Source organism: Paenibacillus sp. FSL M7-0134 (assembly GCF_038007865.1).
GTDB classification, from domain to species: domain Bacteria; phylum Bacillota; class Bacilli; order Paenibacillales; family Paenibacillaceae; genus Paenibacillus; species Paenibacillus polymyxa_B.
Window position 1 is genome coordinate 1,896,753 of sequence record NZ_JBBOXV010000001.1, and the last position, 19,973, is coordinate 1,916,725.

The following is a 19,973-nucleotide window of genomic DNA, read 5'->3' on the forward strand; positions in this document are numbered from 1 at the left end:
ATTTATACGCCGTGGAGAGCAGCTCTGCTACAGAACTGTTCTTCGCGGTGTTTTTGTATTTCTCTCTGATCTTTTGAAAGACCGCCGTTTAGCTATCGCGGAAAAGGAAATACTGTTTTTCATAGAGCGGCATTTTTCAAATTGCTGAGATGAGAAACGGAGGAAATACGATGGACTTGACTATGATTTTGTTATTGGTGCAAATGTTTTTCGGGATTGTTATTGGTCTGTATTTCTGGAACCTCCTGCGGAGCCAGAAAACGAACCGTAGTGCGGTGGATCGAGAATCCCGGAAGGAATTAGATAAGCTACGCAAATTGCGTTCAATTTCACTTACCAAACCATTGGCTGAACGCACACGTCCTGCCACATTACAGGATATCGTGGGTCAGAAGGACGGATTGCGCGCGCTCAAGGCGGCGTTATGTAGTGCGAATCCGCAGCATGTCATTATTTATGGCCCGCCGGGTGTAGGGAAGACGGCTGCTGCACGCGTGGTGTTGGAAGAGGCGAAGAAGAATCTGTCATCCCCGTTCAAGGGAGATGCCAAATTCACGGAGATTGATGCCACGACGGCCCGCTTTGACGAGCGCGGTATTGCGGACCCGCTGATAGGTTCAGTACATGATCCAATCTATCAAGGGGCAGGAGCGATGGGGGTGGCGGGTATCCCGCAGCCTAAGCCTGGAGCTGTAACGAAGGCACATGGGGGTATGCTGTTCATTGATGAGATTGGTGAGCTGCATCCAACGCAGATGAATAAACTGTTGAAAGTGCTGGAGGATCGCAAGGTATTTTTGGAAAGTGCGTATTACAACTCGGAAGATTCGCATACTCCTGCTTATATCCACGATATATTCCAAAACGGTTTGCCAGCGGATTTTCGTTTGGTAGGTGCGACGACCCGTTCGCCGCATGAGTTGCCACCTGCGATTCGCTCCCGGTGCATGGAAATTTATTTCCGTGCCTTGCAGCCACAGGAGATTGCCCGTATTGCTGAGGATGCTGTCCACAAGCTAGGCTTTGGTCCTTGTCCTGAGGCGGTAGAAGTTGTACAGCGTTACGCCACTAACGGCCGGGAGGCGGTCAATATGATCCAGCTTGCTGCTGGTTTGGCACTTACCGAGAAAAGGGAACGTCTCAATGCTTCCGACGTGGAATGGGTAGCGGGCAGCAGTCAAATTCAGCCGCGTCCTGACCGAAAAATACCGGGCTTGCCGCAAATCGGATTTGTTAACGGATTAGCTGTATATGGCCCAAACATGGGAATGCTGCTGGAAATTGAAGTTACCGCGGTTCCGGTTCCTGAGGGGAAGGGAAGCTATAATATTACGGGGGTCGTGGACGAGGAAGAAATCGGAGGTGGGTCCCGCACACTGCGCCGTAAGAGCATGGCTAAAGGTTCTGTGGAAAATGTTCTGACCGTTTTGCGTACGCTCGGATTGGCTCCGTCGAATTACGATCTGCATATCAATTTCCCCGGGGGTACGCCGGTAGATGGCCCGTCCGCAGGAATTGCGATGGCAACAGCTATTGCTTCCGCGATGCGGGGAATTCCGGTGGATCATGAAATTGCTATGACTGGCGAAGTTAGCATCCATGGTCGTGTCAAACCGATTGGTGGTGTGTTAGCCAAGGTTGAAGCCGCTTTTCAGGCGGGAGCCAAAAAAGTGATCATTCCGCAGGATAACTGGCAAGCTCTTTTTGATAGCATTGAGGGTCTAAAAGTCATCCCCGTACAGTCGGTTACAGAAGTGTTCCGACATGTGTTTGGGGAAGAGATGACGTCGGATTTGCCTGTACATGCGCCAATTGAGACTTTTCGCCCATCCCAATCTTCCTTGTTACAGGCTGATGGAACGCATAACGGGACGATATCAGATACAGGATCTTGCTGATAAACCACCCTCTCATTGGTTTTTTCATAAAACATTTGATAAAATATGAAAGATAGCAACGTGAGGATTGTAAAATCCGGAACCTGAGAATCACTGGAGGTGCGAAAGCGATGGGACCCACCAAGACAAAAGGTCGTCGTTTTCCTTTGCTGCCTTTAAGAGGGCTTCTGGTCTACCCGAGCATGGTTCTGCATCTCGATGTGGGCCGGGAAAAATCGGTCAAGGCTTTGGAAAAAGCGATGGTTGAAGACAATTTGATTCTCCTGTGTTCTCAATCAGAAGTAAATATTGAAGAACCCACACAAGAGGACATCTTTCGAGTCGGCACGGTAGCCAAGGTACGTCAGATGCTCAAGCTTCCTAATGGAACCATTCGAGTATTGGTGGAAGGGCTGGAACGCGCCGAGATTATTCAATATACGGACAATGAAGAATATTACGAGGTAATGGCGAAGGAGCTGCACGAGGCAGAAAACGTACAGCCTGAGACGGATGCGCTTATGCGCACTGTATTAACTCAGTTCGAGCATTATATCAACTTGTCCAAAAAGGTAACACCAGAGACTCTCGCTGCGGTATCCGATATTGAGGAGCCAGGACGGCTTGCAGACGTGATCACAAGTCACCTGACGCTCAAAATTAAGGAAAAGCAGGATATACTGGAGACGATCGACGTTACTCAGCGTCTGGAGAAGCTTCTGGATATTTTGAACAATGAGCGTGAAGTACTGGAGCTGGAACGTAAAATCAACCAGCGTGTGAAGAAGCAGATGGAAAAGACGCAGAAGGAGTATTATCTGCGTGAACAAATGAAGGCAATTCAGAAGGAACTTGGTGAGAAGGAAGGTCGCGCAGGAGAAGTTGAAGAACTACGCAACCAGCTAAGTGAACTGGAGTTGCCTGTTCCGGTGAAGGAGAAGGTTGAAAAGGAAATCGACCGTCTGGAAAAAATGCCAGCAAGCTCTGCCGAGGGTGGCGTCATCCGTAATTATGTTGATTGGTTGTTAAGCTTGCCATGGAACAAGTTTACCGATGATGATCTGGATATCGTCAAAGCTGAAGAGGTACTCAATAACGACCACTACGGACTGGATAAACCCAAGGAGCGTGTATTGGAGTATTTGGCTGTACGTAAGCTAGTGAAGACCATTAAGGGACCGATTCTGTGTCTTGTAGGTCCGCCAGGGGTCGGCAAGACCTCGTTGGCCCGTTCGATTGCCAAATCCATGGGTCGGGAATTTGTTCGCATCTCTCTCGGAGGTGTGCGGGATGAAGCGGAAATCCGTGGTCACCGCCGGACTTATGTTGGCGCGATGCCGGGGCGGATCATTCAAGGGATGAAGACCGCAGGAACGTCTAATCCGGTATTTTTGCTGGATGAGATTGATAAAATGGCTTCCGATTTTCGAGGGGATCCATCGGCGGCATTGCTCGAAGTGCTTGATCCTGAACAAAATAATACGTTTAGTGACCATTTTGTCGAGCTGCCGTTTGATCTGTCCAATGTGATGTTTGTAACGACAGCCAATGCTGCGCACAACATCCCGCGTCCGCTAATGGACCGCATGGAGACATTATATATTCCTGGCTACACCGAACTGGAGAAGCTGGAAATCGCCAATCGGTATTTATTGCCCAAGCAGAAGAGAGAGCATGGCTTGGACGAGGAACAACTGGTTATCGGGGAGGATACGCTACTGCGTGTCATTCGCGAATATACCCGTGAATCCGGTGTACGGAATCTTGAGCAGCAAATGGCTTCTCTGTGCCGCAAGGCGGCGAAGTCAGTTGTATCTGGTGGCGAAGGCCCGATTCAAATCACACCGGATAATCTGAAGGATTATCTAGGTATCGCTAAATTCCGTTACGGTGTTGCAGAACTGGAGGATCAGATCGGTACGGTTACAGGCTTGGCATGGACAGAGGTCGGTGGTGAAACATTGATGATTGAAGTGACGGTCGTACCTGGTAGCGGTAAACTGATTCTTACGGGTAAACTGGGAGACGTTATGAAGGAATCTGCACAGGCGGCATTCAGCTACACTCGTTCGAAAGCAGTTGATCTGGGCATTGAACTGGACTTTTACGAGAAAAATGATATCCACATTCATATTCCTGAGGGTGCGATTCCGAAGGATGGCCCATCTGCGGGAATTACTATTGCTACCGCATTAATTTCAGCTTTGACCAACCGTCATGTATCCAAGGATGTGGCTATGACGGGCGAAATTACTCTGCGCGGCCGTGTATTGCCGATTGGTGGTTTGAAAGAGAAGTCGCTGGCTGCCCATCGGGCAGGCTACAAAAAAATTCTGCTTCCCAAAGATAATGAACGGGATTTGAAGGATATTCCCGACAGTATCCGGCAGGATGTTGAATTTGTCCCCGTTGCCCATATGGATCAGGTGCTAAAGCATGCTTTGGTTGAGCAGGCAAGGGTACATTAGAGAGGAATTAAGGACACAATGAAAGTAACAAAAGCAGAATTTATAATAAGTGCGGTTGGTCCCGATCAGTTTCCTGTGGACGCTTTGCCAGAGATTGCTCTGGCGGGGCGCTCCAATGTAGGAAAGTCTTCACTGATTAATCGGTTGATTAACCGTAAAAATTTGGCGCGTACCAGTTCTACGCCAGGTAAAACCCAGCAACTCAATTATTACCGGATTAATGATGATCTCTATTTTGTCGATTTTCCCGGTTACGGTTACGCCAAAGTATCCAAAACGTCCCGCAAGGCTTGGGGGCAGATGATTGAGTCTTATTTGCTGGAGCGTGAGCCACTCAAACTGGTGCTTCAAATGGTAGATTTACGCCATCCGCCGTCCAAGGATGATATCATGATGTATGATTGGCTGCGTCATAATGGGCTTCCCGTATGTGTTGTAGGCACGAAGGCAGATAAGATCCCTAAAACGCGACGAGAAAAGCATTATAAAGTAATCAAGCAGGAACTCGGAATACTTCCCGGGGGATTGTTTATCCCCTTTTCATCCGAAGAAGGTATGGGCAAGGAAGAGCTGTGGTCTGTCATCTCCAGCTATATAGAGAATGACGACGAAGAGCAGACGGAATTGTAAGGCTAGGGACGTCCTTAAGGGCGTCCTTTTTTCATGATTCGGGCTTCGGGAAAATAAGCTTACTAAAATGGTAGGAATAATATATAATAACTAAAGGAACTCGTGGACTTTAAGCAGAAAAGTGAGTGTATATGGAGGATAATGCAGTCTCAACCTCATTATTTTCTGTTTTTTTCGATGTATGGCGGAAATTTATGATTGATGTGCAAGAAAAGCACTGTAGGTCTGATGTATAATAAAGCATAAAGCTTAAACTTATAGGTTCAGGAAAGAATTGAGGAGATTGGTATGGCTCAGCGGTTAGCCACAGAGTATGTTAAAACCACATTGACCTTGTCGGAAACTCAAATGGACGAATTTTTGCGGGCAGTGGATGATCCGCAGGTGCATTACCACATTAAAGTTCTGGATAACGGAAGTCAGGAAATCGTTCTGGAGCATAGTGCGGGTGAGGAAGTTCATTTGTTTTTTGAAGCCAAAGAGGGAGCATTAGTGTGTGAATTGACTTGCCGCTTAATTCATCCGCAACTAACCCTATTTATACGCAAACTTTTTGTTCGTTTTAAGGGTGAAGGCATCGTTTACCGAATGTATCAAGGATTCACTATGGTGTATTTTTATAATGAAGGTACGGTTCGTAAAATTATGGAGAAGAATGCCGCAGGCTCTAAGCTGGTATTTGAATATAAAAATACGGTACAGGAACTGCAACAGCTTTTTCAGCATCAGAACGTCGAAAATGAAATATCAGACGTATATCATCTCATTAATTCGTTGCTTGACCAGCGGAATTTGGCGCGCACTTTCTCGGAGTTGGAACAGATTGACCACAAGCTTCGAATGAGTTGCTCGAAATTATTTGCACTTGAAGCTTAATAAGGCATGAATATATGGAATGAATCGTTATGCAGTGTAGTCCCTTTCTTTACCGAAAGCGGCTTTTTTATTCCAAAAAAATGATTGCATTTGCTGCACATAGATGTTATTTTTAATCTCGTTGAAAATGAATATAGGAACCAGGATTCACTCAGGACATTGAATGTTGCGAGAGGTTATTCCCTCGGGAAGTGAATGACGTAGGTCCTAGCGGATGAAATTTTTTCAAACATTTTATTCCTAGGAAGGGGGAACCGAAAGATGGAATTGGAGTACTCAACTTTCGGAAGACACGTTGCCGTAGATACTTGGGGTGTTGAGTTTGAATTGCTGAATGATGCGCAGCTTTTGGAGGCTCAATTAGTTGAAGCAGCTGAAGCTTGCGGAGCAACGGTGATGTCCGTTCAATCCAAGCAATTCGAACCACAGGGAGCTACCGTGCTTGTACTGTTGTCGGAGAGTCATCTCTCTATTCATACGTATCCTGAGAGAGGATTTGCCGCTATTGATTGTTATACTTGCGGTGAGACTGTCGATCCGCAGCTGGCTATTGATTACCTGGTATCCGTTCTAAAACCGAAAAAAACATATGCGAAGAAGCTGATTCGCGGCTTGGGAGAACTTCAGGTGGAATCACCGGAGTGCAAGCTGGCCGAGTTAGTGTAAATCGTTCTTTATGGAGCCATTTGTGCGTCCTATATTATAACCATGGAACATTTCCATGGTTATTTGTTTTAAAAGTGGTTTACACTAAATCAAATCATACAGAACGTGCTAGATGTTCATGAAAGCCATCCAATTTTCATAAACAATTCATAAAACAGCCGGAGGAGATTCGGACTTCTGTGATATAATTAACATAGTTTATGATAACAGTGGTTATTCTTATTACAGTTTAGGCAGGTGAATTTGCAATGCACATCGTCGTTGTTGGGTTGAATTATCGTACGGCGCCTGTGGAAGTCAGAGAGCGTTTTACATTTGCAGAACAAGATTTGCCAAAAGCGCTGGAACAACTCAAACTTACCAAAAGTGTGTTGGAAGGCGTAGTTGTCGCAACCTGCAATCGGACTGAAATATATGTTGTGGTGGACCGCCTTCACATGTGCGGTTATTTTATACGCAGTTTTATGGAGCAATGGTTTGGCATTCCGCGTGATCAATTTACACAACATTTATATATATATGAGGACGAGCAGGCGATTCGGCATTTGTTCCGTGTGACTTGTGGTCTTGATTCTATGGTAATCGGAGAAACACAAATTTTGGGACAGGTAAAGAACGCTTTTCTTCAGGCTCAATCCCAGAAAATTACGGCAACGTGGTTTAATATGTTGTTTAAGCAGGCCGTCACATTGGGCAAGCGTGCCCATTCGGAGACGTCTATTGGAGAAAGTGCCGTATCTGTCAGCTATGCAGCAGTTGAGCTGGGCAAACGGATTTTCGGGATGTTTACCGATAAAAAGGTACTGATTCTCGGTGCTGGTAAAATGAGCGAGCTTACTGTTAAGCATTTGTACAGCGGCGGAGCAGCCGAGGTTATTGTAGCAAACCGAACCTTGTCCCGTGCGGAAGACCTTGCCTCCAAGTTTCATGGAACGCCGGTTACGATGGAGGAAGGCATGAATCGGTTGGCGGATGTGGATATTGTTATTAGCTCGACAGGTGCCCAGGGTTATATTCTGGATCGGACTCGGGTTGAAGCAAGTATGAAACGTCGACAGTCCCGTCCTTTGTTTATGATTGATATTGCGGTTCCGCGTGATCTCGACCCGGCTATTGGTGAATTACAGAATGTTTTCCTGTACGATATTGATGATCTGGAAGGGATCGTGGAGAGCAATTTGGAAATGCGCCGTACCGAAGCTACAAAAATCGAGCATATGATCGAAGATGAGCTTAGCGAGTTTTATCAATGGTTGAAAACGATGGGAGTGCGTCCGGTGATTCGTGCATTACAGGAAAAAGCGGAGTCTGTACATCAGGATACGTTGGAAAGCTTGTTCAATAAGCTTCCCGAGCTGGATGAACGGCAACGCAAAGTGATTAGCCGCTTGACGAAGAGTATGCTGAATCAGATGATGCATGATCCGATCAATCGGGTAAAGGAACTGGCTGTCCAAAAGCAGGGAAATGAGGCCCTAGACATGTTTAGCCACATTTTTGCTCTGGAGGATCGTTTGGATGACGCCGCTCAGAAAGTAGATAAAAGCGATGCATCTGCGTTAATGAAACCGGAAGCCGGTGTTCATGAAAAGACCGTTCAGGCTCAGGCTTTGCCAGCGTCGTTTGCGCCGGCCAGCCTGTAAAGGTGGGTGAACAGACGTGGCTTCAGGCATGCTTATATATGATTCAATGATTTATGTTTTTGCCCTGAGCCTTCTGTTTGTATTCTCGGATGGGATTCGTCGCAATGCGAATGCTAAACGGACAGGTACAGGGCTTCTTGTTGTCGTTCTGGTGCTCCAGCTTGCTTATATGGGGATAAGAACCTGGAATGAAGGGCATCTTCCTATTTTCGTGACCTATGATTTTCTATTTCTGTTCTCAGTTATTTTGGTACTGATTTCTTTGATTCTGACACGTTATCAGCGATCCGAATTTGCGGTATTGCTGCTTAATATTATTAGTTTTGCAGTGCTAGTGCTCAACAATATATGGATGAAGCCTCTCGACAACCCGCTTGGAAATTGGCATACAGTGCATGGGCTGCTCCTGATTCATATTGCGCTGGCTAATCTTGGTTTTGTAGCAATGACGGTAGCGGCTGTATTTTCGGGGTTATATCTGTTTTTGCATCGTAAATTGAAAGTAAAGAAATGGAATGACACGATCAGGCGCCTGCCGAGTCTGGAAATGATGGATCGGTATACGCATATGGCGCTGTTGATTGGTACTCCTTTGCTGGGAGTCTCTATTGTAGTTGCCGTTATTTCTATTATTGCCGAGGAACGCTGGCGTCTCTTGCTCGATACCAAGGTGCTGATGACAGCGATTGCCTTGTGCGTGTATATTGTATTTTTAGTGAGCAAAAGATTGAATCAGCGTTCAGGGCTTGTGATGGCAAAGTGGGCATTGGTGGGCTACACGCTATTGATTCTTAATTTTTTGCTGAATTCCTGGTCTGTATTTCATCAGTGGACGGGAGAGTGAAAAGCCTTTTGCAGCATTTTGTCCCGATTTCGTTGAATTGTAAGAATAGGATCTGTTGTGTTGTAGGTGGCGGTAGGATTGCGGAACGAAAGGTAAAGGGGATGATGGAAAGTGGGGCATTCATTACCGTCATTAGCCCGAATATAACGCCGGATTTACAGGTTCTGGCGGATCACAAGCAGCTCCACTGGGTAAATCGCGTATATCGCGAGGGTGACCTCCAGGGAGCCTTTCTTGTATATGCGGCGACGAACCAGAGAGAAGTGAATAATGAGGTTGCGCATGAGGCCAGACAAAGGGGTATACTGGTAAATGTGGCGGATCGATCGGAAGATGGAGACTTTATAACGCCAGGTATCATTCGACGAGGAAGATTGACGATTAGTATTTCCACAGAAGGGGCTGGCCCTGCTGTGACCGCTGATATTACATCAGCTTTGGATACGTTGTTTGGTAGCGAATATGAGCCATATCTGGATTTCATGCACGATATGCGACAGATCATCAAACATAAGATAAGTTCTCCACAGCAAAGGACCAAACTACTGAGGCGCTTGGCGAGTAGCGGAATTTTGGATCAAATACGCCGTCATGAATTTATGGCTTGGACCGAAAAAGAAATAGACCTATGGATTGCGCAAAATCAGGAGGAATAACATGCGAACAATTGTGGTAGGCAGCAGACAGAGTGCGCTGGCGTTAACTCAGACCGGGCATGTCATTGAAGATTTGAACGCGCTGTGCGCGGAGCATGGAATGGATTTGCAATTTGTCGTGAAGAAAATCCTGACCAAGGGTGATCGAATATTGGATGTAACCTTGTCCAAAGTGGGTGGCAAAGGGCTTTTTGTCAAAGAAATTGAACAGGCCATGCTGGCTGGTGAGATTGATATGGCAGTACATAGTATGAAGGATATGCCTTCCGAATTACCGGAAGGGCTTGTCAACGGCGCTGTGCCGCGCCGTGAGGATCCACGTGATTGCCTGATCACATTGGGCGCCAAGAGCCTGGAGGATTTGCCTCAAGGGGCAAAGGTGGGCACGAGCAGCCTGCGCAGAGCCAGTCAAATCAAGTCCATACGACCTGATCTACAATTGGAGCCTGTGCGTGGTAATATTGATTCCCGTCTGAAAAAGCTGGAGACGGAAGGTTTTGACGCTATCATTTTGGCGGCAGCAGGCTTGCATCGGATGGGCTGGAAAGAGCGAATTACGTCCTATATACCGGAAGAAGACTGTTTGCCGGCGGTTGGGCAGGGAGCGCTGGGTATTGAATGTCGTGCGAGCGACGAAGAGCTATTGGCCTTGCTGCGCCTTTACAACGACCGGGATACCTCAGCTACCGTTGCGGCAGAACGAACCTTTCTGGGCGTGTTAAATGGGGGATGTCAAGTGCCGATCGGGGCTCATGCGGTCTGGGCTGGTCAAGAAATCAGCCTCACGGGCATGGTAGGATCGCCAGATGGCGAGGTTATTTTGAAGGAAACGCTCCAGGGAAATGATCCGCAAAAGCTGGGAGAAGCGGTGGCGGCCAGTTTGATAGCCAAAGGAGCGGAACAGATTCTGGCGCAGGTGAGGGGATGATAGCATGGCAGGAAAAGTATATTTGGTAGGTGCAGGACCCGGAGACGCAAGATTAATTACGGTCAAGGGTTGGGAATGCATTCAATTGGGCGATGTCATTGTGTACGACAGACTGGCAAGCCCACGCCTCTTGGGACTGATGAAGCCAGGTGCCCAAAAAATATATGTCGGCAAGTTGCCAGATCGTCACACCATGAAGCAAGAGGAAATTAATCAGCTGCTGGTGGATTTGGCCTTGGAGGGCAAAACAGTTGTTCGTCTTAAAGGGGGAGACCCCACTATATTTGGACGAGTCGGCGAGGAAGCCGGGCTATTGCGTAAACACGGTATTTCCTATGAAATTATACCCGGCATCACATCAGCGATCAGTGTGCCCGCCTATGCGGGCATTCCAGTCACACACCGAGATATGGCCTCATCGCTTTCTATCATTACAGGTCATGAAAGTCCGGATAAACTCGACAAAAGTATTCATTGGGATAAAGTGACGAACGCAACGGGCACACTGATCTTTATGATGGGTGTAGCAAAGATCGGCTATATCAGTGAACAGCTCATAAAACACGGCAAGCCGTCAGATACTCCTGTTGCCTTGATCCGTTGGGGGACCCGCGCCGAGCAGGATACGCTGGTGGGTACGCTGGCGGATATTGAAGCTAAGGTGAAGGCCGCGAATTTTCAGCCTCCCGCCGTCATCGTTGTCGGAGAAGTGGTCAATCAACGTGAACAGTTAAAATGGGCTGAGGACATGCCTTTGTTTGGCAAGCGGATTTTAGTTACTCGCGCGCGTGCGCAGGCCAGCAGTCTGGTTCACCGGATTGAAGAGCTTGGTGGCGAGCCTTATGAATTTCCAGTTATTCAGACTGTCGCCCCTTCGGACGAGCCAACCAAACAGGAAATTAAAGAGGCATTTGCACGACTGCCTGAATATGATTGGGTGTTTTTTACCAGCGTTAATGGAGTGGAATACTTTTTCACGCACTTAAAGGAACAGGGCAAGGACGTACGCGCGTTGTTCAAAGCGCGTATTGCCGCAGTCGGACCGGCTACAGCAGCCGCGCTTCGGACGCACGGAATTGCGGCAGAACAGATCGAAGGCCCTTTTCAGGCAGAGGGCTTGCTCGAAGAGTTTGAGCAGGATTTGCAGGCAGGGCAGAATGTATTTCTCCCAAGGGGTGATCTAGCTCGGTCGTGGCTGCCAGAAAAGCTGAGGGAGATGGGCCTTCATGTGACCGAGGCTGATTTGTATCAAACGGTGCTGGCAGCCAACACACAGGATGACGAGCTCCTCAAGCTGCTTGAGGAACGTGCCATTCACGCGATTACGTTTACGAGTTCCTCAACCGTCACCTTTTTTCTGGAAGCGCTCAGACAAATGGGGATCCATGATCCGTTGTCGCTGCTGGAGGGAGTTACGATTGCTGTGATCGGTCCTTTGACCGGTGAGACAGCTACCCAAGCCGGTTTGACTGTGAGTTTTATGTCAGAGAAGGCAACCATTGAAAGTCTGATTCAATCGTTATGTGACTGGAAACGATCAAGTACTCTTATGACATTATAATTTTTTGTTTTTGCTAATGAATGTATAAAAAATGGAGGTTTGTATTCATGAGTGTTCCTTTTACTAGACATCGTCGTTTGCGCCAGTCAGCTGCAATCCGCAGTATGGTGCGTGAGACGGTATTGAATCCCGCTGATTTTATCCAACCGATTTACGTAACATTTGGCACTGGAGTGAAACAGGAAATTAGCTCTATGCCAGGTGTATACCGTTTTTCTCTGGATCGGCTGGAGGAAGAACTGAAAGAGATTAGTGAGCTTGGCATTCCCGCCGTGCTCCTGTTTGGCATACCGGAAACAAAAGACAGTGTAGGGACTTCGGCTTTTGTGGACGATGGTATTGTTCAGGAAGCAACTCGTTTGATCAAGTCTCGTTATCCCGAACTGCTGGTTGTGGCTGATACTTGTTTGTGTGAGTTTACGGACCATGGACACTGCGGTATGGTACACATGCATGAGCATGATGGTGAGGTATGCGGTGAAGTATTGAATGATGAATCTCTGAAGGTGCTGGTACGTACAGCCGTTTCTCAGGCCAGAGCTGGTGCGGATATTATCGCGCCATCTAATATGATGGACGGTTTTGTACAGGCGATTCGGCAGGGGCTGGATCTAGAAGGCTTTTCACATATTCCGATTATGTCGTATTCCGTCAAATATGCGTCTGCTTTTTATGGTCCTTTCCGGGAAGCTGCTGATTCTGCACCGCAGTTTGGTGACCGTAAATCCTATCAGATGGATCCTGCTAATGCACGTGAAGCATTGCGAGAAGCGGAATCTGATGTGCTGGAGGGTGCGGATATGCTGATGGTGAAGCCTTCTCTTTCTTACCTGGACGTGATGCGCACGATTAAGGATCAATTTGATCTGCCTATGGTGGCTTACAACGTTAGTGGTGAATATGCCATGGTCAAGGCAGCAGCTCTTCAAGGCTGGATTGATGAAAAAGCAATGGTGCTAGAGATTTTGACAAGCATGAAGCGTGCGGGTGCAGATATGATTATTACCTATTCGGCCAAGGATGCGGCAAGATGGTTGAAGCAATAAGTCTATTTTCAGAAGATAGGAGTGGTCAGATTGATCGATGAACAACGAACAGTGCGCAAGGATACGAACTCCAAAGTAGCCTTCGATGAGGCAAAACAATACATTCCGGGTGGCGTAAACAGCCCGGTACGGGCTTTTAAATCTGTTGGGATTACACCTGTATATATCGACCATGGCGAAGGATCGCGCGTATATGATATTGATGGTCAATCCTATTTAGACTATGTATGTTCATGGGGACCGCTTATTATGGGGCATGCACATCCCGAAGTGGTTAAAGCTTTACAGGCTGCTGTTGTAAAAGGAACCAGCTTCGGCGCACCAACGTTGGCAGAAACTGAAATGGCCAAGCTCGTTTGTGAACGTGTTCCTTCCATGGATATTGTACGTATGGTTAACTCCGGAACTGAGGCGACTATGAGTGCGATTCGACTCGCACGCGGATTTACGAGCCGTAGTAAAATTCTTAAATTTGAGGGATCATATCACGGTCATGCGGACAGCTTGCTGATTAAAGCAGGTTCTGGTGTTGCGACCTTAGGCTTGCCCGATAGTCCGGGTGTACCTGAAGTCGTGGCCACCCATACAATCACCGTCCCTTATAATGATTTGGCTTCGGTGAAGCTAGCTTTTGAGAAATTTGGCGAAGAGATTGCCGCAATTATTGTCGAGCCAGTAGCAGGCAATATGGGCGTTGTACCGCCGCAGCCTGGATTTTTGGAAGGTTTGCGTGAGGTAACCCAGCAGTACGGAAGTCTGCTGATTTTTGATGAAGTAATGACTGGATTCCGGGTTGGACTTCATTCGGCTCAAGGTCGCTTTGGTGTGACGCCGGATCTTACCTGTCTGGGTAAAGTGATTGGTGGTGGACTCCCTGTAGGTGCTTACGGCGGACGTCGCGATATTCTGGAGCAGATTGCTCCATCGGGACCAATATATCAAGCGGGTACGCTTAGCGGAAATCCGCTGGCTATGGCAGCAGGTTATTCGACACTTAAATTGCTGACGCCAGAAGTATACGATCGTCTGGAAGAGCGGGCAGCAAGGCTTCAAGCCGGATTCGAACGTAATGCGAGCGAGCTGGGTATCCCTGTCACGATCAATCGCGTGGGTTCTATGGTTTGTCCATTTTTTACAGAAGAAAAGGTTGTCAATTTTGACACAGCTAAAACGAGTAATCAGGACCACTTCCGCCGTTACTTTACTGAAATGGTGAATGAGGGAGTTAGTGTGGCACCATCTCAATTTGAGGGTATGTTTGTGTCGGGCGTGCATACGGTAGAGGATATTGATGCTACCATTGAGGCGAACTATCGCGCGCTCAAACGTCTATGAGCTGGCAAGGTGGCTGGAAAAGAAGAGGACCGTGGCTGGAAGTCACGCCAGGACGGGAAGTCACAGACGGGGAAAAAAACAGCGCTGATGCTGTAGAGCAGTGGTTGCTGAATCGTTTGGAATTACCGGAAAAGCTGTGGCGCAGACTGCGTCATGAAAAAGAGATTGAACTTACAGGGGACCGGCTGCGGCTGGCCCTTTTTCCTGTAATGAACTTTGGCATCACCCCTCGTTGGTATGATTTGAAGGTACTGTATGAAGATGATTTTTGCCTGGTAGTGCATAAACCAGCAGGTATGGCAGTACATCCGGACGGCGCTGTGCAGGATGGTCCGCTGACGTTGGATCATGCTGTCGCATCCTACTATGAGATGAATGGCATACATGCGGCGGTACGGCATGTACATCGTCTGGATGTGGATACGACGGGCCCAGTGCTGTATGCCAAAAATGAATTTGCGTTGCTCAAGCTGGACGAGCAAATGAGAGCTAAGGATATCGGCCGCAGGTATGTAGCTTTGGTACGAGGGAAAGTACCTCCATCGCTGCGAACGTTGGATTGGCCTATTGGCAAGGACAGGCATCATAAGCAGCGCCGCCGTGTATCTCCGACTGGGCAGAAGGCGGTTACCCATATTGAACTTGGGGAAGTATGGGGAAGCGGTTCAAGTGCAGTGAGTCTCGTATATCTGACGCTGGAGACAGGCCGGACGCACCAGATTCGCGTACATCTTAGTCATGCTGGCTACCCGTTGCTTGGGGATGTATTATACGGGGGGCGGGCTACTGATTTTGGCAGGCAGGCGCTGCACGGAGAGCGTCTTATCTTCTGTCATCCGCTGAGTGGCGAAACGATTACCGTGGAGGATGCTTGGCCGGATGATTTTCAAAAGCTGCACAAACAGCTATAAAAGATGGCATGCCTTCTATTTTGGCGCATATACTTGAACCTAGAAACGGTTTGCAATATGGAGTTTCCGTGCGCCTGACCAGAAGTCAGAGGATGTGCGGAGACTGCCCAAAGGAGGATGCCATCCTTGAACAAACAACAGAATGATCAGCCGCAAGGCTTGCGTTTTGATATTTATGAACGCATTCATTTGACGGAGGAAGCTGCCGGGATTGCTGAGTTGGAGGAAATTGAGCTTCTGCCACGCATTCAGGTTGTAACCCACGGCGACCATGCCGCTTTGCGAGGGCATTTGCTGCTGGAGGGCGTGTACCGCACACCTGAACAGATCACGAGCGAGCTTCATCATTTGATCCCTGTGGAAATTACCATTCCGCTAAACCGCGTAGGGAGATTGGAAGATATCTCTGTCGAGATTGAAAATTTTGATGTGGACCTGCTCTCTTTACGTAGTCTAAACATTACAGGTGTTCTTTCTTTGCATGGCGTGGAAAGCTCGCACGCGGAGGAGACGGCGGTCTGGCTGGATGAGGAATTTACCGTAGTGCATGCACCTGAGCATCCGGTTCAATCCCTTCCCGCCGATGGAGAGCATCGCCATGCAGAGGCCTATTCTACCAATGACTCGACCTCCAATTTTACAGACCCTGAAACTTCCTACAGAGTGCCAGCACAACAGGAGTCCGTTTCATGGGAACAGCTGTCTGAGGGCCATGGAGAACAGAAGGCATCGTCGGAACAGCAAGCTTATGAGTCGGCAGTAGATTCTAACCGGTTCTATGAGCCTTGGACGGGTAAAGCAGTTGAAGACAGCTCTCCCGAGGTCAAGCATGAGCATGGGTCTCCGGAAGTGTGGGGATTTCAGCAAGAGGAAGCATGGACAAGGGGGAATGAACCTAAAGTATCTTCCGCATCTCCCAATGTAGTATATGACCCTTTGTTGAATGAACCGCATCCTGCCACGGAGTCCGAGGTCTATCTGGAGCCACAGTTGGAGGCGAGTCAAGTAGATAACTCCGACTTCAGGCCTGAAGCGTCAGAACAGGTGAACCACGAGGCCCATGACACCTTTACTGAGGATAAGCCAGAGATGCGTGTGGCGCTTAACAGTAAAAAGGATGAAGGGGCAGACGAGCCAGACCCGGTTGTCTACTCATCATTGCTCCAATCCAGCCGTTCGGTGAAGGAAGCCGAATACCAGCAGCAATTGGAGCAGGAGCCGCAGGATCAGGATCAGAAAGCCGAAGAAGAGCGGGAGAATGCCAAGTGGAAGAACCTTTTTTTTCATACACAAGATGAAACACCTTTTCGCAAGGTGCGCTTATGCATTGTACAGCGCGAGGATACACTGGAAACCATAGCTGACCGTTATCAGCTCAGCACACGTGAGCTTCAACTGTATAACAGATTGGCGGAGCATCATGTGGAAGAAGGACAGGTATTGTACATCCCTTGATCCGGTTGCTGAAAAATGCACAGCGGGTGTTGACTATAGTCAATGGGAAATGTATGATGTGGTATAGTTATTGAAAGACTGAGATCGGGAAGAGTAGGCAGCAAGCCCTTCAGAGAGTGGAATTGCAGCGCTGTGAGGTTCCGCAGGAAGCTACTGGCCGAAGTCACCCGGGAGTCGCCTGTTTGAACGGTTCCTCATTTAATTCCTACGGAAGATAAGAGGTTCACGGTAGAATAAGGCCGGTCCGCAACCGTTATCTGCATAAAGTGTCACACCATGTGTAATGGATCAGTGGATACATACACTAGGGGTGAAACAAAGGTGGTACCGCGAGAGAACAGCCTTTCGTCCTTTGAGGATGAAGGGCTTTTTTTATTTGCCAATTGAAAAATCATGGAGGTATCCTGATATGTCAGAACAAGACAACAAGACAACCTTGGAAATGCCAACAACGTACGATCCAAAATCAGCAGAACAAAAATGGTACAAAACGTGGATGGAGAAGGGCTATTTCCGCGCCGGGCAACATCCAGAGGCAGAGCCTTTTACAATCGTTATTCCACCACCGAATGTTACAGGTATGTTGCATATTGGACATGCTCTTGACTTTACTTTGCAGGATATTATTATTCGCGCCAAGCGGATGCAGGGTTATGATGCCTTGTGGCTGCCAGGGGCAGACCATGCGGGTATTGCTACCCAAACAAAGGTAGAGCAAAAGCTGCGTGAAGAAGGCCTGACACGTTATGATTTGGGCCGCGAGAAGTTTTTGGAGAAAGTGTGGGAGTGGAAGGAACTTTATCTGGATAATATCCATAATCAATGGGAAAAGATGGGTTTCTCTCTCGATTATTCTCGTGAGCGTTTTACGTTGGATGAGGGACTGTCCCAAGCGGTACGCGAGGTATTCGTTACACTGTACAAGAAGGGTCTGATTTATCGCGGTAAACGCATCATTAACTGGGACCCCGCTGCACGTACTGCATTATCGGACATTGAGGTGGAATACAAAGAGGTGAACGGAAATCTGTATCACCTGCAATATCCACTGAAAGACGGTAGCGGATTTATTACGGTAGCTACTACACGTCCTGAAACGATGCTGGGCGATACAGCAGTAGCTGTACACCCGGAAGATGAACGCTACAAGCAAATGATTGGCAAAACGCTTGTGCTCCCAATCATCGGACGGGAAATTCCGGTCATTGCGGATGACTACGTTGATAAAGATTTCGGTAGCGGCGCGGTTAAAATTACACCGGCTCACGACCCGAATGACTTTGAAATGGGACAACGTCACCAGCTGCCACAAATTACGGTGATGGACGAAACGGGAACGATGAATGCCGAAGCAGGCAAATATCAGGGCCTTGATCGTAGCGATTGCCGTAAGCAAATCGTCGCTGATCTGAAAGAGCAAGGCGTACTGATTCGTATTGAAGAGCACGTACACCAAGTAGGCCACAGTGAGCGTACAGGTGTAGTTGTAGAACCTTATCTGTCCACACAATGGTTTGTGGAAATGAAGCCTCTGGCAGCTAAAGCGATTGAAGTGCAGAAGGCTGGCAACGGGGTAAACTTTGTACCGGATCGCTTTGAACGTACTTATCTGCATTGGATTGAAAATGTGCGTGACTGGTGTATTTCCCGTCAATTATGGTGGGGGCACCGTATTCCGGCTTGGTACGATGAGGAAACCGGAGAAGTTATTGTATCGGCGGAGGACCCTACAACTTTGCCTGAGTACGCTGGCAGAAAGCTAAAACAGGATGAGGATGTGCTGGATACTTGGTTCAGCTCGGCTTTGTGGCCGTTTTCGACACTGGGCTGGCCTGAGCAGACAGAGGACCTCAAACGCTACTATCCGACTAATGTCTTGGTTACAGGCTATGACATTATTTATTTCTGGGTATCGCGTATGATTTTTACCGCGCTGGAGTTTACGGAAGAGATTCCGTTCAAGGACGTACTTATGCACGGGTTGGTTCGTGATGCGGACGGTAGAAAAATGTCCAAATCCCTCGGCAACGGTGTTGATCCGCTCGACGTGATTGACCAATATGGTACCGATGCCATGCGTTATATGATTTCCACCAGTAGCACGCCTGGGCAAGACCTTCGTTTCCGCTGGGAGCGGGTGGAGCAGGCCCGTAACTTTGCCAATAAAATCTGGAATGCGTCACGCTTTGCGCTGATGAATCTGGAAGGCGTCACTTCGGCAGATATAGACATTACTGGTGACTTGAGCACCGCTGATCGTTGGATCCTGCATCGTCTAAACGAAACTTCACGCGACATCACGCGTCTAATAGATGCTTATGAATTTGGCGAGACAGGCCGCCTTCTGTATAACTTTATTTGGGATGATTTGTGCGACTGGTACATTGAGTTTGCGAAGCTTTCCCTATATGGCGACAATGCAGAGGCGAAAAAGAAAACGCAATCCGTACTTGCATATGTATTGGATCGGACGCTGCGCATGATTCATCCGTTCATGCCGTTTATCTCTGAGGAAATATGGCAGCATCTCCCGCATGAGGGAGAAACGATTACACTGGCCGCTTGGCCTGTTTATGATCCGGCTTTTGAGGATAAGGATGCAGTCGCTGAAATGAATTTGCTGATCGACGTAATTCGCGCTGTACGCAATATCCGCGCTGAAGTCAACGTGCCGATGAGTAAGAAAATTGAATTACTCATAAAACCCGGCGATCAAGCCGTTCTCGATATCATTAACCGCAATGGGGAATATGTACGTAGATTCTGTAATACGTCTGAATTCGACGCAGGATTAGAATTCACCGTTCCAGATAAAGCGATGACATCTATAGTTAGCGGCGCAGAGCTATACCTGCCGCTGGCCGGACTGCTTGATATTGCCCAGGAAATTAGCAGACTGGAAAAAGAACTTCAGCATTTGAACAGTGAAGTGGAGCGCGTGGAGAAAAAGTTATCTAACCAAGGCTTTGTGGCGAAGGCACCAGCTAAAGTCATCGAGGAAGAAAAGGCCAAGCAAGCCGATTACTCAGATAAGCGCGCTAAAGTTATCGCACGTATTGAAGAACTCAAGGGATAAT

General features: G+C 47.9%; 15 protein-coding genes. All 15 read left to right on the forward strand.

Translation table 11 applies throughout. The annotated features are described in order from the left end of the window. The first annotated feature begins 170 nt into the window (after nt 1-170). The 15 genes from lonB to NSQ58_RS08555 all read left to right on the forward strand — a co-directional run bounded on the left by lonB (nt 171) and on the right by NSQ58_RS08555 (nt 19,972). Nucleotides 171-1,898, forward strand: a complete 1,728-nt coding sequence (gene lonB, locus NSQ58_RS08485) for an ATP-dependent protease LonB (RefSeq protein WP_023989970.1) — start codon at nt 171-173, stop codon at nt 1,896-1,898. 110 nt (nt 1,899-2,008) lie between these two features. Further along, nucleotides 2,009-4,345: an endopeptidase La gene (gene lon, locus NSQ58_RS08490; protein WP_023989969.1), complete on the forward strand. Its 2,337-nt coding sequence runs from the start codon at nt 2,009-2,011 to the stop codon at nt 4,343-4,345. A gap of 18 nt (nt 4,346-4,363) precedes the next feature. After that, nucleotides 4,364-4,975 carry a ribosome biogenesis GTP-binding protein YihA/YsxC gene (gene yihA, locus NSQ58_RS08495; RefSeq protein ID WP_013311619.1) on the forward strand — a complete coding sequence of 204 codons (612 nt, stop codon included), beginning with the start codon at nt 4,364-4,366 and terminating at the stop codon, nt 4,973-4,975. 288 nt (nt 4,976-5,263) lie between these two features. Beyond that, the gene (locus NSQ58_RS08500) at nt 5,264-5,851 is read left to right on the forward strand and encodes a hypothetical protein (RefSeq protein ID WP_023989968.1); all 588 of its coding nucleotides are present in this window, start codon (nt 5,264-5,266) and stop codon (nt 5,849-5,851) included. A gap of 267 nt (nt 5,852-6,118) precedes the next feature. Continuing rightward, complete coding sequence (gene speD, locus NSQ58_RS08505; protein ID WP_053326605.1) at nt 6,119-6,517, forward strand: adenosylmethionine decarboxylase; 399 nt, start codon at nt 6,119-6,121, stop codon at nt 6,515-6,517. A gap of 248 nt (nt 6,518-6,765) precedes the next feature. Continuing rightward, nucleotides 6,766-8,160 (forward strand): glutamyl-tRNA reductase, encoded by a 1,395-nt coding sequence (gene hemA, locus NSQ58_RS08510; protein WP_013311616.1) that lies wholly within the window; start codon nt 6,766-6,768, stop codon nt 8,158-8,160. Nucleotides 8,161-8,176: 16 nt separating this feature from the next. After that, nucleotides 8,177-9,004: a cytochrome c biogenesis protein CcsA gene (ccsA, locus tag NSQ58_RS08515; protein ID WP_023989966.1), complete on the forward strand. Its 828-nt coding sequence runs from the start codon at nt 8,177-8,179 to the stop codon at nt 9,002-9,004. An 8-nt stretch (nt 9,005-9,012) separates the two neighbouring features. After that, a complete protein-coding gene (locus NSQ58_RS08520) occupies nt 9,013-9,660 on the forward strand; it encodes a precorrin-2 dehydrogenase/sirohydrochlorin ferrochelatase family protein (RefSeq protein WP_071558351.1) in 648 nt (215 codons plus the stop codon). Nucleotide 9,661: 1 nt separating this feature from the next. Further along, nucleotides 9,662-10,588 (forward strand): hydroxymethylbilane synthase, encoded by a 927-nt coding sequence (hemC, locus tag NSQ58_RS08525; protein WP_341057191.1) that lies wholly within the window; start codon nt 9,662-9,664, stop codon nt 10,586-10,588. A gap of 4 nt (nt 10,589-10,592) precedes the next feature. Further along, nucleotides 10,593-12,149 (forward strand): uroporphyrinogen-III C-methyltransferase, encoded by a 1,557-nt coding sequence (gene cobA, locus NSQ58_RS08530; protein ID WP_341057192.1) that lies wholly within the window; start codon nt 10,593-10,595, stop codon nt 12,147-12,149. Between the two features lie 47 nt (nt 12,150-12,196). After that, on the forward strand, nt 12,197-13,195 hold the full coding sequence (gene hemB, locus NSQ58_RS08535) for a porphobilinogen synthase (protein WP_023989962.1): 999 nt from the start codon (nt 12,197-12,199) through the stop codon (nt 13,193-13,195). Between the two features lie 30 nt (nt 13,196-13,225). Further along, nucleotides 13,226-14,530, forward strand: coding sequence for a glutamate-1-semialdehyde 2,1-aminomutase (hemL, locus tag NSQ58_RS08540; RefSeq protein ID WP_028541575.1), 1,305 nt, complete (start codon nt 13,226-13,228; stop codon nt 14,528-14,530). After that, the gene (locus tag NSQ58_RS08545; RefSeq protein WP_076264951.1) at nt 14,527-15,441 is read left to right on the forward strand and encodes an RluA family pseudouridine synthase; all 915 of its coding nucleotides are present in this window, start codon (nt 14,527-14,529) and stop codon (nt 15,439-15,441) included. The genes hemL and NSQ58_RS08545 overlap by 4 nt, the downstream gene beginning before the upstream one ends. Before the next feature lie 126 nt (nt 15,442-15,567). Next, nucleotides 15,568-16,896: a LysM peptidoglycan-binding domain-containing protein gene (locus NSQ58_RS08550; RefSeq protein ID WP_076264952.1), complete on the forward strand. Its 1,329-nt coding sequence runs from the start codon at nt 15,568-15,570 to the stop codon at nt 16,894-16,896. Between the two features lie 409 nt (nt 16,897-17,305). Beyond that, complete coding sequence (locus tag NSQ58_RS08555) at nt 17,306-19,972, forward strand: valine--tRNA ligase (RefSeq protein WP_023989958.1); 2,667 nt, start codon at nt 17,306-17,308, stop codon at nt 19,970-19,972. The last annotated feature ends 1 nt before the right edge of the window (nt 19,973 follow it).

Excerpts from the sequence above, each read along its gene's own strand:
- hemA (WP_013311616.1), top strand. The coding sequence starts at position 6,766 with ATGCACATCGTCGTTGTTGGGTTGAATTATCGTACGGCGCCTGTGGAA.
- hemB (WP_023989962.1), top strand. The coding sequence starts at position 12,197 with ATGAGTGTTCCTTTTACTAGACATCGTCGTTTGCGCCAGTCAGCTGCA.
- yihA (WP_013311619.1), top strand. The coding sequence starts at position 4,364 with ATGAAAGTAACAAAAGCAGAATTTATAATAAGTGCGGTTGGTCCCGAT.
- NSQ58_RS08500 (WP_023989968.1), top strand. The coding sequence starts at position 5,264 with ATGGCTCAGCGGTTAGCCACAGAGTATGTTAAAACCACATTGACCTTG.
- NSQ58_RS08545 (WP_076264951.1), top strand. The coding sequence starts at position 14,527 with ATGAGCTGGCAAGGTGGCTGGAAAAGAAGAGGACCGTGGCTGGAAGTC.
- lonB (WP_023989970.1), top strand. The coding sequence starts at position 171 with ATGGACTTGACTATGATTTTGTTATTGGTGCAAATGTTTTTCGGGATT.
- cobA (WP_341057192.1), top strand. The coding sequence starts at position 10,593 with ATGGCAGGAAAAGTATATTTGGTAGGTGCAGGACCCGGAGACGCAAGA.
- hemC (WP_341057191.1), top strand. The coding sequence starts at position 9,662 with ATGCGAACAATTGTGGTAGGCAGCAGACAGAGTGCGCTGGCGTTAACT.
- NSQ58_RS08555 (WP_023989958.1), top strand. The coding sequence starts at position 17,306 with ATGTCAGAACAAGACAACAAGACAACCTTGGAAATGCCAACAACGTAC.
- lon (WP_023989969.1), top strand. The coding sequence starts at position 2,009 with ATGGGACCCACCAAGACAAAAGGTCGTCGTTTTCCTTTGCTGCCTTTA.